We start from the raw sequence: 13,752 nt of genomic DNA, 5'->3' as shown, positions 1-13,752 counted from the left end.
ATCCCTCAAACTCAAGAGTTCAGTTGCTCTGCCAGACGATTCAGTCGGCCGCGCACACTGCCATCAATTACGGTATCGCCGGCTCGCACCAGCACGCCCCCAATCAGGGATTGGTCCACGGACGTGGTGACATTCACATCCGTGCCAAGGCGTTTCTTCAGCGCTGTTACCAGCTTCTCGGTTGCAGCGTCGTCCAGATCGAATGCGGAGATAAGCTCCACATCGGTGAACCGCTGCTCCTGGGCCAGAAGCTCGTGGAACAGTTGCAGGATGATCGGCAAAAGCGGCAGGCGCTTGTTTTGCGCCAGCTGGGCAACAAAGTTGCAGCCACTTTCGTCGAGTTCATCGCCACAGACTTCTGCAAAAGCAGAAACCTTGGCAGCGTCATCCAGTTCCGGCTGGTCAAGGTAGGCACGCATGGTGGCATCACCTGCCACTGCCGCTGCCAAGCCCAGCATCTTTTCCCACTTACCCAGGTCGCCTTGTTCCTTTGCAAAAACAAAGGCGGCCTTGGCGTAGGGGCGTGCGATGGTGGTCAGTTCAGCCATGGGTTACCCGTAGTCTCAGAGTTCAGCCGCCAGCTGCTCAAGCATCTGCTTGTGCGCGTCCTGGTTTACTTCGCCAGCCAGTACCTTCTCGGCACCGCTCAGCGCCAGGGCCGCCACTTCTTTCCGCAGTTGCTCACGAGCCTGATTAACCTCTTGGTCAATCTCAGAATGGGCTTTGGCTACCAGACGCTCACCTTCGGTGCGCGCTGCATCTTTAGCCTCTTCCACAATCTGATTAGCCCGGCGATTGGCCTGATCAATAATTTCGGCCGCCTTCTCTTTCGCTTCTTTGAGATTGGCGGTCGCCTTTTCCTGCGCCAGTTCCAGATCACGCTCTGCCCGATCCGCGGCACTCAGGCCCTCGGCAATCTTCTGCTTACGTTCCTCGAGCGCCCGAGAAATCGGAGGCCAAACGAACTTCATGCAGAAGAACACAAACAGGGCAAACCAAATGGCCTGGCCAATTAGTGTCGCATTAATATTCATGCCAACACCTCAATCCGCGTTGCTTAGATTTCCCAAAATCGGGGCTTAAAAAGTAAAGCGCGATTTACTGGAAAATCAGCAGGAACGCGATGGCGATACAGATAATCGGCACAGCATCCAGCAGACCGGCGATGATGAACATGCGAGTTTGCAGCATCGGAGCCAGTTCAGGCTGACGAGCCACAGACTCCAGGAAACGACCACCCATCATGCCGAAGCCCAGACCTGCGCCGATGGCCGCCAGGCCAGCTACGATAGCAGCAGCAAGAAATTGAATGCCTTCCATCTTTACACTCCCGTTAAGTGCTTGGTTGGTTTAATTAAAAACCGGTTTAAAAAAACTTAGTGCTCTTCGACCGCCATGCTCAGATACACGATGGTCAGAACCATGAAGATAAATGCCTGCAGGGTGATTACCAGAATATGGAATACCGCCCAGGGCCAGGCACCTATGAACTGCCAGGTGCCCATCATGGCTGCCAGCAGAATAAACACAAACTCACCCGCGTACATGTTACCGAACAGTCGCAGGCCCAGAGATACCGGCTTGGCCAGCAGAGCAATGGTTTCCAGCAGCAGGTTCACCGGGATCAGAAGTGCTTTGACCACCGGGTTGCCGGATTCAAAAGGATGCAGTGCCAGAGTTCCGACAAATCCGCCCACACCTTTGGTTTTGATGGTGAGGAAGATGATCAGGAACATTACGCTAAATGACATGCCAAGAGTAATGTTCGGATCGGTGGTCGGAACAATCTTGAAGTAGGCTTCGTGAGCGCTCCAGCCGAAGAAGCTCACCATTACCCACTCGAATGTCTTCGGGATAAAGTCCACGGGGACCAGATCCATCAGGTTCATCAGGAAGACCCAGCAGAAGATCACCAGTGACAGCGGGGCGATCAGCTTGCTCTTGCCATGGAAAGAGTCGCGAACCTGGGTATCAATGAACTCGATAATGATTTCTACGAAATTAAGGAAACCGGAAGGAATGCCGGCAGTTGCCTTGCGAGCGCCCAGCCAGAAAAGCAGGCACATGATAATGCCCAGGCCACCAGACCAGACCAGGGAATCCACGTGAAAGGCGGCAAAGCCCATGTCTTTGGCTTCGTTACCGTTACAGGCGAAGGTCCAGGTAGTCTCGGTCAGCGTCTCCGCGTGACCATGGCATTCACGGACATACCCTTCGGGCAGTTTGCCATAGGTCAGATTACCCAGATGGTGCTTGATATACTCGCCGGCGGAGTTCGCTGCCATGTCAAACCTCTGTTAGAGAGCCGATGCCTACAGTCTCAGTCGTCTTGACTGTCTTGTTCTGCCGCTGCTTGCCCGTCCAGGCGTGCCACCTGAACCCAGCCCACAATCTGGGTCAGCATGAAGCCCAGCAGCAGAACCATTGCGATTTTCATTTCCCGCGCTTCAGGGACCTTGGAGAAAGTGAGCCAGAACAGCAACAACATAATTGCGATCTTGCCCATCTCTGCCCGAATCGCTGCCGTCGCCATGCGTTTCGGTGCGCGGTTACCGGGGTGCAGCCATAACTGAAAGCCGCCCCAGGCGTATGCGATCAGGCTGATAGTGCCTCCCCAGGCCGCTACCAGACCGGCCAGCGTACCGGCCAGGGAGGTTACCAGCAGCGCGAATAGCACCAGCGTTACGAGCTGGGCGCGCATTAAGCCCCAGAACAAGGTTCTGTTGGGCTGAAATTCGTTGCTGGTCACCGTAAAGCCTCTGGGCCGATGCAAGTTGATGCCGCACCAGGCGCAAGGTCATGGCACCCCTGATCTTTAGCGCGGCGAAGTATATGTAGTTGGCGCGCTACTGGCAACCGTGCATGGCGGATTGTTCGTCAATGTCAGTGTAAACACGAGATGGAAAAGTGATGAGAGCGGGGCCATGCGCTTTGTGAATTCAATTCACAAAAAGAAATAAACATTAAAATATTTTTGTTTACCCTGCGGCAGGAGCCATCGCCTATGCCCTTGCGGGCAAAACCGGCGCCAACGCTGCCAGCTGTTCCTTATCGCCATGGACAGATAACACCGGCCAGACGGCCTCCACCATGGCTGCGGCTTCATCGGTGTGCCTCAGCCGCAACAGGGCACAGGCGGCATCACCCCCGACCATGGCCAGCGTGCACCACACCGCTGGATTACTGGCTAGCGACTGCAGCCGGTCGAGGGCGTCGCGAAGACAGACTATCGCGGCTTCATTCCGGCCCTGGCGCAATGCCACGACACCTTCCACCCAGGGCACAAAACCATCGCCATATTCCGGCAGCAACGTCGGGTCCACCTCCAGCAGCAGACAATGGGCACGGGGAGCGGAGCCATAACGGGCTTCCATCAACGCATAGTCCAGGGTCTGGCTGGGGTCCTGGTCTGAGGCCGCCACCGCATCGCGATGGCAGCGCAGCAGCCTGTCATGGTCCCGGGCTGCCAGGTAGACCCGCGCCTGCTGAGCAGAAAACATGCCCGGCATCAGCATATCCATTACCGGCTGCCACTGCGTCAGTTCCGCCAGGGCGCGATCCAGATCCCCGCTCCGGGCCTGCAGACAGGCCCTCTGGACGGACAGCTCCATGGCCACGGATTCATCACGGATACGGCGACTCAGGCGGTCAGCCAGGGAGCTGGCCTTTTGCCAGTGGCCCAGCGCAATGGCGGACAGCATGGCATCAAAATCCCGGGCGTCGCGGTATTTCCACAGGCCGATGGCCGCCGCTGTCAGGGGCAGAAGCAACAACAGACCGGCCCAGAGTCGATAGTCGGCCAGCCACAGGAACACCGCCCCGGGCACGGCCAACAGCCAGAGCAGCCAGGTTTGCTTGAGCAGCATCAACAGGAAGGGGCGCAGCCCGTGGCGGGCCTGGAAATAGTGGCGTAGTTCGGCGTAGTCCCGATCTGCCAGTCCGCCGGTATCCAGAGGCATGGCGGCGGTCATGGCATCGTTCTGCAGACGCACGGACTGCAGACCCTGCTCCTTGAGCAAGGTCAGTGCTTCAGCGGCGCTAGCCGCATCCTGAATACCGGAAACCGGTTTACCGTCGGCCTCGGCCCGGTAAAGAAACCGCCCCACTACACCCTCCATGGATCCTGCGTCGGACGTGTTACTTGATATGGGCCAGGATGCCGTCCAGTTCATCCAGGTTGTTATAGCTGATCACCAGCTTGCCCTTGTTGCCCTGGCCCTGCTGGATCTGCACCGGTGCCCCCAGACGATCGGACAAGTCGCCGATCAACGCTTTCACGTTGGGGTCTTCCTTGGGCGGTGCCGGTTTGGCGGGTTTGGCTTTTTCGAAGTCACGGACCAGCTCTTCGGTCTGGCGCACGGACAGCCCTTTGGCCACCACGGTGCGGGCCGCTTCCACCTGTTTATTACCGGTCAGCGCCAGCAGCGCACGGGCATGGCCCATTTCCAGGTCGCCGTGCTCGAGCAGCTTCTTGACGTCGGATTCCAGGCTCATCAGGCGCAGCAGGTTGGTCACCATGGCGCGGGATTTACCCACCGCGTCGGCCACCTGCTGATGGGTAAGGCCGAATTCTTCCTTCAGGCGGCCCAGGGCGATGGCCTCTTCCATGGGGTTGAGGTTTTCCCGCTGGATGTTCTCGATCAGCGCCATGGCGATGGCGGCTTCGTCGGGCACCTCGCGGATTACCGCCGGGATGGTGTCCAGCTCGGCCATCTTGGCGGCACGCCAGCGGCGTTCACCGGCAATGATCTCGTAGCGCTTTTCTCCGAGCGGGCGCACCACGATGGGCTGCATCACCCCCTGGGCACGGATGGACTCGGCCAGCTCTTCCAGGGCATCCGGGGACATGTCACGGCGCGGCTGGTAACGACCGCGTTCCATGCAGTCCACCGGCAGGTGGCGCAACTCGCCATCACGAGGTGGATACTCCACACCGCTGACCCTGTCTTCCTCCTGCTGCTGGATCCGCACTTCGTCCTGGTGCTGCTGGTAGGATTCGCTGCTGCTGAGCAGGGCATCCAGGCCCTTGCTGAGACCGCGTTTACGCTTTGCCGCCATGATGTTTCGTTCCTTATGAAGCTGCTGCAGGCTGGGCCTTGAGCGCCTGCTCACGACGCAGGATCTCACCGGCCAATGCCAGATAGCTGACCGCACCGCGGGATTTCGGATCGTAGGTGATCACCGGCGCGCCGTGGCTGGGGGCTTCCGCCAGCCGCACGTTACGCGGAATGATGGTGCGATACACCTTGTCCCCGAAGTGGCTGATCAACTGGTTGGACACATCGTTGGACAGGCTGTTGCGCGGGTCGTACATGGTGCGCAGCAGGCCGCCGATGTGCAGCTTGGGATTGAGGACCGAGCGGATCTTTTCGATGGTGTTCATCAGCGCGGTCAGACCTTCCAGGGCGTAGTACTCGCACTGGATCGGCACGATCACCGAATCCGCCGCCGTCAACGCATTCACGGTGAGCATGTTCAGGGACGGCGGGCAATCGATGAGGATGTAATCATAGTCGTCGCGGATCCGCGCCAGCGCATTACGCAGGCGAAATTCCTTGGACTTCAGGTCCAGCAACTGGACTTCGGCGGCGGTCAGGTCGCCGTTGGCGGCGATCAGGGCGAAGCCGGATTCTTCCGGCGTACCGGTCACCGCCTGCTCGATGGGCACATCATCGCAGAGCACATCGTAGATGGTGTAATCCGTCTCGAACTTGTCTACCCCGGAGCCGGTGGTGGCATTGCCCTGGGGGTCGATATCCACCAGCAACACTTTCTTGCGGGTGGCTGCCAGCGACGCCGCCAGGTTCACACTGCTGGTGGTCTTCCCCACGCCGCCTTTCTGGTTCGCTACGGCAAATACGGTGGTCACTGCTGTCTCCTTATGGAGGCCACTGAGATGGCCTTCAATCGCTGCGCTGTTGTACCACCACCAGTGTCCTGGGCTCATCGAGCCCGGGAATGTTCAGACTATGGTGGTTGCCTTGCCAGTGCGGCGGCATGGTCGCCAATTCCCGCTCTGTGCTGGCCGCTTTCATGGCCAGTACCCGGGTATTATCGGTAATTATCGGCGCCATGAGTGCCAGCATGTCCGACAAGGAGGCAAAGGCACGGCAAATTATCTGTGATGGGCTCTTACCGTACTGTTCCACGCGGGCGTGCACAACCTCCACGTTATCCAGCCCCAGCTCACGGCGGGCCTGGCGCACGAAGCGCGTTTTCTTGCCGTTGGAATCCAGCAGGGTAAAGGCCTGATACGGCCGCGATACGGCGAGAATAATCCCTGGTATACCGGCACCGGTGCCCACGTCCAGGGTGTCGGTGTCTGCCACGTAGGGCAGCACCGCCAGGGAATCGAGCAGATGACGGGTGACCATCTCTGCCGGATCGCGAATGGCGGTGAGGTTGTAGGCCTGGTTCCACTTCACCAGCAGGTCCACGTACGCCAGCAGCAGGCGCTGCTGGTCATCACTGAGGGACAGGCCCAGGGCATCGACGCCCCGGGCCAGGGTGTCGGATAAGGTTGTGGAAAGGCTCATGCCTGCTGGGCCGACTTCTGCTGGTGCTGGTGTTTCTTCAGATAGATCATCAGCAGGGAAATCGCCGCCGGGGTGACCCCGGGAATCCGGCCGGCCTGCCCCAGGGTTTCGGGGCGGATATCCCCCAACTTCTGCTTCACTTCGTTGGACAGGCCTTTCACCTGGCCATAATCGAAGTCGTCCGGCAGCCGGGTGGTTTCCGCCGCCCGCAGCTTCTCGATTTCGTCGCTCTGACGATCGATATAGCCGGCATACTTGGCGAGGATTTCCATCTGCTCGATCACCGCCGCGTCCGGACGATCTTCCAGCGCCACCGCGTCCGCCAGGGTGGCATAGCTCAACTCCGGGCGCTTGAGCAGATCCAACAGGCTGTATTCGTGGGTCAGCGGCTTCTCGATCAGGGTGTTCACCGCTTCGGCCTGAGGCGTTTTCGGCTGCACCCAGGTGCTTTTCAAGCGCTGCTCTTCTTTCACCATGCCCTCGCGCTTGGCATTGAAGGCGGCCCAGCGCTCATCGTCCACCAGACCCAGCTCACGGCCTTTTTCGGTGAGGCGCAGGTCGGCGTTGTCTTCACGCAGCAGCAAGCGGTATTCCGCCCGGCTGGTGAACATGCGGTAGGGCTCCTGGGTGCCCATGGTGATCAGGTCATCCACCAGCACGCCGATGTAGGCTTCATCGCGACGGGGCGTCCAGGCCTCTTTCTCCTGACTTAACCGCGCCGCATTCAGGCCCGCCAGCAACCCCTGGGCGCCAGCTTCTTCGTAACCGGTGGTGCCATTGATCTGGCCGGCAAAGAACAGGCCCGGCATGTGCTTGGTCTCCAGGCTGTGCTTGAGATCCTGGGGATTGAAATAGTCGTATTCGATGGCGTAGCCCGGCCGGGTGATATGGGCATTCTCGAAACCACGAATGGAACGCACCGCCTGCAGCTGCACATCGAACGGCAGGCTGGTGGAGATGCCGTTGGGGTACAGCTCGTGGGTATCCAGCCCTTCCGGCTCCACAAAGATCTGGTGGCTGTCCTTGTCCGGATAGCGGTTCACCTTGTCCTCGATGGACGGGCAATAGCGCGGCCCGACCCCGTCGATAACCCCGGTGAACATGGGGCTGCGATCAAAGCCGCTGCGGATGATGTCGTGGGTCTGGGCATTGGTGTGGGTGATATAGCAGCACACCTGTTGCGGGTGCTCTTCCACCTTGCCCAGGTAGCTCATCACCGGCAGCGGGCTGTCGCCCCACTGCTCCTGCATCACGGAAAAATCCACGGTCTTGCCGTCGATGCGCGGCGGCGTGCCGGTTTTCAGGCGGTCGACCCGGAACGGCAGTTCGCGCAGGCGACGGGCCAACGCATTGGAGGGCTGATCGCCGGCACGGCCACCCTGGTGGTTATCCAGGCCGATATGAATGACGCCGCCCAGGAAGGTGCCGGCGGTGAGCACCACCGCATCGGCCACAAAGCGCAGGCCCATATTGGTGACCACCCCCACACAGCGACCGTTGTCCACGATCAGGTCGTCCACGGCCTGCTGGAACAGGGTCAGGTTGGGCTGATTTTCCAGGGTGGCACGGATGGCAGCCTTGTAACGGACCCGATCCGCCTGGGCGCGGGTAGCGCGCACCGCGGGACCTTTGCGAGCGTTGAGTACTCGGAACTGGATGCCCCCTTTATCGGTGGCCCGGCCCATGGCGCCGCCCAGGGCGTCGATTTCGCGCACCAGATGACTCTTGCCAATGCCGCCGATGGCCGGGTTGCAGCTCATCTGACCCAGGGTTTCGATGTTGTGAGTCAGCAGCAGGGTGGAGACGCCCATGCGGGCGGACGCCAACGCCGCCTCGGTGCCGGCATGGCCGCCGCCGATCACAATCACGCCAAATCGCTGGGAAAAATCCATCTCAACACTCGCCTTGCAGGGGTCTGCTGTTCAAAATATAGCCAGAAGGGCGCGCTAGTATAATGCCAACATCACACGCTGCAAGCTCCGCGCACGCGATTTACCGTAGGAGCGGCGCTTGAGCCGCGAACCTGCTCGCGAACACTTTCCCAATGCCCTTCGCGGCTCAAGCGCCGCTCCTACGCAAAGATCATCGTCCCGTCATGTAGCGCGCAGCGCGTTGCGTGTAAGCTATTCTACTATAGAACCCTGATTCTCTTGGCATGGATTCCGCTTGGACTCTCTGAACCTGTTTCTTCTTATCGGCACCGGCCTGATGTTTACCGGCTTGCTGCTGGGCTCCCTGAGTGCCCGGTTCGGGGTGCCGTCTTTGCTGATTTTCCTGGTGGTGGGCATGCTCGCCGGCGAGGACGGCATCGGCGGTATCCAGTTCGATGACTTCTCCACCGCCTATGTGATCGGCAATATTGCCCTGGCGGTCATCCTGCTCGACGGCGGCCTGCGTACCCGCCTCAGTACCTTCAGGCTGGGTCTGAAGCCGGCTCTCAGCCTGGCCACCTTTGGCGTCGCCATTTCCGCCGCCCTGGTGGGCGCCTTTGCCACCTGGATGATGGGCGTGGACTGGCGGGTGGGGCTGCTGCTGGGCGGCATTATTGGCTCCACCGATGCGGCGGCGGTGTTCAGCGTGATCAAGGGCGCCGGGGTGACGCTGAATGAACGGGTGGCCAGCACCCTGGAGATCGAATCCGGCCTTAACGACCCCATGGCCATCTTTATCACCCTGATGCTGGTGGGGATGCTGGTGGACCCCGCTGCCGACTGGGGTGTCGGCATGCTGTGGACTCTGCTGCAACAGTTCGGCCTGGGCGCCCTGCTCGGCCTGCTGCTGGGTGCGGTGATCAGTGAGCTGTTGTTACGGGTGCGCAGCAACGAAGGCCTGCATGCCCTGCTGCTGTGTAGTGGTGGCGCCATGGTGTTTGCCCTCACCAACCTGGTGGGTGGCTCCGGCTTTCTGGCCATCTATCTCACCGGCCTGGTGGCGGGAAATCGCCGTGGCGGTACCGGTGATAACGTGCTCAAGGCAATGGATTCCATGGCCTGGCTGGCCCAGTCCGGCATGTTCCTGATCCTTGGCCTGCTGGTGACGCCCTCCCGACTCACCGAAAACCTGCCCTGGGCGCTGGCGGTCGCCGCCTTCCTGATGCTGCTGGCGCGCCCCATCGCCGTGTGGGTGAGCCTGCTGCCATTCCGTTTTACCTGGCGCGAGGAAACCTTTATCGCCTGGACCGGCCTGCGCGGCGCGGTGCCCATTGTCCTGGCGGTGTTCCCGTTGCTGGCCGGAGTGGAGCAGACCTACCTGCTGTTCGATATCACCCTGGTGGTGGTGCTGATTTCCCTGCTCGGCCAGGGCGCCAGCCTGCGCTATGTAGCGCGCAAACTGAAAGTGTCGGTGCCGCCCACCACCGAACCCAAACAGACCGTCCCGCTGGCCGCCCCCCGTGATCGTTATCTGATGCAGTTCGAGGTAGAGGCCGGCGCCCGGGCCGTGGGCAAGCCAATGGGCGAATTGAGCGAGGACAAACGCACCCCGCTGATCCTGTACCGCAACCAGCAGGTGCTCAGTCTCAGTGATAACCCGGATATCGAAGCCGGCGATCTGATCGCCTGGCTCGCGCCCCTGTCCCACAAGTCCGCCCTGTCCGACCTGTGCCACAAGATGAGCAACGACGAGAAACGCTATTACGGCGATTTCACCGTGCTCGGCAAGACGCCGGTGGCGCAGTTGATTGCCATCTATGGTGTGGAAGCACCGCCGCCCCTCTGGCAGGGACTCACCGTGGCCGAGATGTTCACCAAACAGGTAGGGAAGCAGACCGTGGTCGGTGATACGGTTCGTGTCAGCGGCCTGCGCTTGCGGGCCCGCTCGGTGGAAGATGGCAAGGTGGTGCTGGTCGGCTTGAAGCTGCCGGGGTAAGACATGTAAGTGTCGAGTTGCGAGAAGCGAGTTTCGAAAAGCAAAACCGTTTTGGCTTTTCGCAACTCGAAACTCGTTACTCGCAACTCCTCACTGAATCTCTGACTCACACAAGGATGACTCATGGCCCGTTTTGATAATCATCGCATTCTGATCACTGGCGCCGGTGCCGGGATTGGCGCCCTGATGGCAGAGGAATTTGCCAAACAGGGCGCAGAAGTGATCGTTACCGCCCGGCGCATCAGTGCAGCTCGCGAAGTCACCGATCGCATCAAGGCTGCCGGTGGCAAGGCGCACCCCTATGTGCTGGATGTGAGCAAGATTGCCTCCATTGCCAAGTTTCGCGACAAGCTTCATGCGGAGGTCGGCCCCATCACCGGTCTGATCAATAATGCCGGCGTGGTGTTCGGTGGCGAGTTCGAGCAGGTTTCGCTGGAGCAGCACCTGAACACCTTCCGCATCAACACCGAAGGCTTGATGGCCACCAGCCATGCCTTTATCGAAGACCTGATCCAGTCGAAGGAAGGTTATCTGGTCAATATTGCCAGCGCCTCTGCCTTTGTGGGCCTGCCCTATGGCAGCACCTATGCGGCCAGCAAATGGGCGGTGGTCGGTTTCTCCGAATCCATCCGCCTGGAGCTGGACGTGCGCAAGATCAAACATGTGCATGTGACCACGGTCTGCCCCAGCTATATCTCCACCGGCATGTTTGATGGCGTGAAAACCCCGATGTTCACGCCCATGCTCACGCCTGGGAAAGTGGTCAATAGCATCATCAGGGGCATGCAGAAAAAGGACAGCTTTGTTATCGAGCCGCCCATCGCCAAATCCACCGAACTGCTCAAGGCGGTTTTACCCCAGGGGGTTTGGGACGAAGTGGCGCTGCGCATGGGCGTCTCCACCTCCATGTATAGCTGGAAGGGGAAGAAGTAGGAGCAGGATCTGTCGTCTGTCGTAGGAGTTCCCTTCCAGGGGACGAACCGAGCGGCAGCGAGGAAATCGGTGGGGCTTCTCGCCCCGCTCCCAGAAAGTCGTTCCAGAAACCCGAACCCCCTGCCCGCCCTGCGGTCGATTCCGCACTGCGTGCGGTTCGTCCCCTGGAAGGGAACTCCTACAGTGGCTCCGTAGCAATCCCGTTGCTTGCCGCTCAATGTCCCGTGAACGCCCATTCACCCTAACGCCCGCCCGCGCCCGCCTTGGCAGTCAATGTGTTTGCCCTTGAATTGCCCAACAATGCCCGCCCTGTTGCGCTGTCCGTTACTGACAGTTGAATCGATTTCTGCCTGACGAGGGTAACTGTTATGCCGACTTACAAGGCTCCCGTGCGCGATATGCGCTTTTTGATGAACGAAGTGCTCGATTTCGAAAGCCACTACAAGACTTTCCCGGAAGGCGAAGAAGCCACCCCGGATATGGTCGAAGCGATTATTGGCGAAATGGCCAAGCTGTGTGAAAACACCCTCGCGCCCCTGTACCAGAGCGGTGACGAAGAAGGCTGCAAGTTTGAAGACGGTGTGGTGACCACGCCGAAAGGCTTCAAGGAAGCCTACGACGAGTTCGTGGCCGGCGGCTGGCAAGGTCTCAGCCACCCGGTGGAATTCGGCGGCCAGGGCCTGCCCGCGTCCCTGGGTCTGATCAAATCCGAAATGATGGCAACCGCTAACTGGTCCTTCACCATGTACCCGGGCCTGTCCATGGGTGCCATGAACACCATCCAGATGCACGGTTCCGAGCAGCAGCTCCAGGACTACATGGTCCCCATGACCGAAGGTACCTGGGGCGGCACCATGTGTCTGACCGAGCCGCAGTGCGGTACCGACCTGGGCCAGGTGAAAACCAAGGCCGAGCCGCAGAAAGATGGCTCCTACAAGATTTCCGGTACCAAGATCTTCATCTCTTCCGGTGAGCACGACCTGACCGAGAACATCGTCCACATCGTTCTCGCCCGCCTGCCCGATGCGCCGAAAGGCACCCGCGGCATCTCCCTGTTCATCGTGCCCAAGTACCTGCCGGGCAAGATCGGTGAAGATAACGGTGTGCACTGTGGTTCCCTGGAAAAGAAAATGGGCATCAAGGCGTCCGCCACCTGCGTGATGAACTTCGACGAAGCCACCGGCTTCCTGATCGGTCCCGAGAACAAGGGCCTGGAGTGCATGTTCACCTTCATGAACACCGCGCGTATCGGTACCTCCATCCAGGGTCTGGCTCACGCCGAGCTGTCCTATCAGGGTGCCCTGACCTACGCCAAGGAGCGTAAGTCCATGCGCGCTCTGTCTGGCAAGAAAGAGCCGGATGCCATCGCCGACAGCCTGATTCACCACGGTGACGTACGCCGCATGCTGCTCAAGCAGAAGGCCATCGCCGAGGGCGGTCGCGCCATGATCTACTTCGCCGCCCAGTACGCGGACAAGATGATCAGCGCAGCCCAGGCTGACAACGATGAAGAGTACCAGAAGTGGGATGACGAGCTGGGCTTCCTGACCCCGATCCTGAAAGGCTTCCTGACCGAGAAAGGTCTGGAAGTGGCCAACGACGGCATGCAGGTATTCGGTGGCCACGGCTACATCAAAGAGCACGGCATGGAACAGATCGTCCGTGACGCGCGCATCTCCACCCTGTACGAAGGCACCACCGGCATCCAGGCACTGGATCTGCTGGGCCGCAAGGTACTGCTGCTGACCAAGGGCAAGTGTGTTCGTGACTTCAGCAAGAAGCTGGTGGATTTCGGCACCAAGAACCTGCGTGATCCCAAGCTGCGTCCGTTCGCCTGGAAGCTGCTGAAGATCGCCGCCGAGTGGAACTACCTGACTACCCGCATCATGCTGGTGGCCTCCAAGGACCGCGATATCGTTTCCACCGCCAGCTACGACTTCCTGATGTACAGCGGCTACGCCATGATGGCCTACTTCTGGGCCCTGCAAGCCGGTGTTGCCCAGGACAAGCTGGAAAATGGCGGCGCAGAGCCGGCGGAGTTCTACCAGGCCAAGCTGGCCACCGCCGAGTTCTACTTCGATCGCATGCTGCCCTCTGCCAAGGCCCACGCGGATGCCGCGCTGAAGCCGACCAAGAGCACCATGCAGCTGAAGCCGGAACACTTCTCCTTCGATTACGAGTAAGGAGAAGGTCGGACGTCGCAACACGGACGTCAGACGCAAAAAAAGGGCGGCCTTCGGGTCGCCCTTTTTTTGTGGCCAACTCTGATACGCGATCACATAGCCCCTGTAGGAGCGCCGCTTGAGGCGCGAACCTCGCGAAGCGAGTAAGGCACGCCCGCTCTTCTCCAGAAATACTCGTCCGCGTCTGGATGGGTTTGTCGCCTCGCTGCGCTCGGTTCGCGCCTCAAGCGGCG

Annotated in this window: 13 protein-coding genes; 3 read left to right on the top strand and 10 right to left on the bottom strand. The window is 60.0% G+C overall.

Annotation, left to right across the window (positions count from 1 at the left end; translation table 11 throughout):
• Window positions 1–11: 11 nt before the first annotated feature.
• The 10 genes from B3Q33_RS07015 to mnmG all read right to left on the bottom strand — a co-directional run bounded on the left by B3Q33_RS07015 (window position 12) and on the right by mnmG (window position 8,428).
• Window positions 12–548, bottom strand: coding sequence for a F0F1 ATP synthase subunit delta (locus tag B3Q33_RS07015; protein WP_272962999.1), 537 nt, complete (start codon window positions 546–548; stop codon window positions 12–14).
• A gap of 15 nt (window positions 549–563) precedes the next feature.
• Window positions 564–1,034: a F0F1 ATP synthase subunit B gene (locus tag B3Q33_RS07010; RefSeq protein WP_035245638.1), complete on the bottom strand. Its 471-nt coding sequence runs from the start codon at window positions 1,032–1,034 to the stop codon at window positions 564–566.
• Between the two features lie 64 nt (window positions 1,035–1,098).
• Window positions 1,099–1,320: a F0F1 ATP synthase subunit C gene (gene atpE, locus B3Q33_RS07005; RefSeq protein ID WP_007151035.1), complete on the bottom strand. Its 222-nt coding sequence runs from the start codon at window positions 1,318–1,320 to the stop codon at window positions 1,099–1,101.
• A 56-nt stretch (window positions 1,321–1,376) separates the two neighbouring features.
• Window positions 1,377–2,285 carry a F0F1 ATP synthase subunit A gene (atpB, locus tag B3Q33_RS07000; RefSeq protein ID WP_272963000.1) on the bottom strand — a complete coding sequence of 303 codons (909 nt, stop codon included), beginning with the start codon at window positions 2,283–2,285 and terminating at the stop codon, window positions 1,377–1,379.
• A gap of 35 nt (window positions 2,286–2,320) precedes the next feature.
• Entirely contained in the window at window positions 2,321–2,749 is a 429-nt protein-coding gene (locus B3Q33_RS06995) for an ATP synthase subunit I (RefSeq protein WP_272980109.1), read from the bottom strand.
• 253 nt (window positions 2,750–3,002) lie between these two features.
• A complete protein-coding gene (locus tag B3Q33_RS06990) occupies window positions 3,003–4,106 on the bottom strand; it encodes a hypothetical protein (protein ID WP_272963002.1) in 1,104 nt (367 codons plus the stop codon).
• Window positions 4,107–4,137: 31 nt separating this feature from the next.
• Window positions 4,138–5,058 carry a ParB/RepB/Spo0J family partition protein gene (locus B3Q33_RS06985; protein ID WP_272963003.1) on the bottom strand — a complete coding sequence of 307 codons (921 nt, stop codon included), beginning with the start codon at window positions 5,056–5,058 and terminating at the stop codon, window positions 4,138–4,140.
• 13 nt (window positions 5,059–5,071) lie between these two features.
• Complete coding sequence (locus B3Q33_RS06980; protein WP_035245651.1) at window positions 5,072–5,869, bottom strand: ParA family protein; 798 nt, start codon at window positions 5,867–5,869, stop codon at window positions 5,072–5,074.
• A gap of 34 nt (window positions 5,870–5,903) precedes the next feature.
• Window positions 5,904–6,536, bottom strand: a complete 633-nt coding sequence (gene rsmG, locus B3Q33_RS06975; RefSeq protein WP_272963004.1) for a 16S rRNA (guanine(527)-N(7))-methyltransferase RsmG — start codon at window positions 6,534–6,536, stop codon at window positions 5,904–5,906.
• Window positions 6,533–8,428 carry a tRNA uridine-5-carboxymethylaminomethyl(34) synthesis enzyme MnmG gene (gene mnmG / locus B3Q33_RS06970; protein WP_272963005.1) on the bottom strand — a complete coding sequence of 632 codons (1,896 nt, stop codon included), beginning with the start codon at window positions 8,426–8,428 and terminating at the stop codon, window positions 6,533–6,535. The genes rsmG and mnmG overlap by 4 nt, the downstream gene beginning before the upstream one ends.
• A 274-nt stretch (window positions 8,429–8,702) precedes the next feature.
• Between mnmG and B3Q33_RS06965 the strand changes: the two genes are divergently transcribed.
• The 3 genes from B3Q33_RS06965 to B3Q33_RS06955 all read left to right on the top strand — a co-directional run bounded on the left by B3Q33_RS06965 (window position 8,703) and on the right by B3Q33_RS06955 (window position 13,519).
• Complete coding sequence (locus tag B3Q33_RS06965; protein WP_272963006.1) at window positions 8,703–10,403, top strand: potassium/proton antiporter; 1,701 nt, start codon at window positions 8,703–8,705, stop codon at window positions 10,401–10,403.
• 123 nt (window positions 10,404–10,526) lie between these two features.
• Complete coding sequence (locus B3Q33_RS06960; RefSeq protein WP_272963007.1) at window positions 10,527–11,336, top strand: SDR family NAD(P)-dependent oxidoreductase; 810 nt, start codon at window positions 10,527–10,529, stop codon at window positions 11,334–11,336.
• 368 nt (window positions 11,337–11,704) lie between these two features.
• Window positions 11,705–13,519 (top strand): acyl-CoA dehydrogenase C-terminal domain-containing protein, encoded by a 1,815-nt coding sequence (locus B3Q33_RS06955; RefSeq protein ID WP_035245662.1) that lies wholly within the window; start codon window positions 11,705–11,707, stop codon window positions 13,517–13,519.
• Window positions 13,520–13,752 lie beyond the last annotated feature (233 nt).

It is taken from the genome of Alcanivorax sp. UBA3183, from assembly GCF_002364155.1.
Lineage (GTDB): Bacteria > Pseudomonadota > Gammaproteobacteria > Pseudomonadales > Alcanivoracaceae > Alcanivorax > Alcanivorax jadensis.
Note: the sequence above shows the minus strand (reverse complement) of the source record. Positions and strands in the feature narration are given on the sequence as shown.

Coding starts and splice junctions, on each gene's coding strand:
- B3Q33_RS06985 (WP_272963003.1), bottom strand. CDS start 5,058: ATGGCGGCAAAGCGTAAACGCGGTCTCAGCAAGGGCCTGGATGCCCTG.
- atpB (WP_272963000.1), bottom strand. CDS start 2,285: ATGGCAGCGAACTCCGCCGGCGAGTATATCAAGCACCATCTGGGTAAT.
- B3Q33_RS06960 (WP_272963007.1), top strand. CDS start 10,527: ATGGCCCGTTTTGATAATCATCGCATTCTGATCACTGGCGCCGGTGCC.
- mnmG (WP_272963005.1), bottom strand. CDS start 8,428: ATGGATTTTTCCCAGCGATTTGGCGTGATTGTGATCGGCGGCGGCCAT.
- rsmG (WP_272963004.1), bottom strand. CDS start 6,536: ATGAGCCTTTCCACAACCTTATCCGACACCCTGGCCCGGGGCGTCGAT.
- atpE (WP_007151035.1), bottom strand. CDS start 1,320: ATGGAAGGCATTCAATTTCTTGCTGCTGCTATCGTAGCTGGCCTGGCG.
- B3Q33_RS07010 (WP_035245638.1), bottom strand. CDS start 1,034: ATGAATATTAATGCGACACTAATTGGCCAGGCCATTTGGTTTGCCCTG.
- B3Q33_RS06955 (WP_035245662.1), top strand. CDS start 11,705: ATGCCGACTTACAAGGCTCCCGTGCGCGATATGCGCTTTTTGATGAAC.
- B3Q33_RS07015 (WP_272962999.1), bottom strand. CDS start 548: ATGGCTGAACTGACCACCATCGCACGCCCCTACGCCAAGGCCGCCTTT.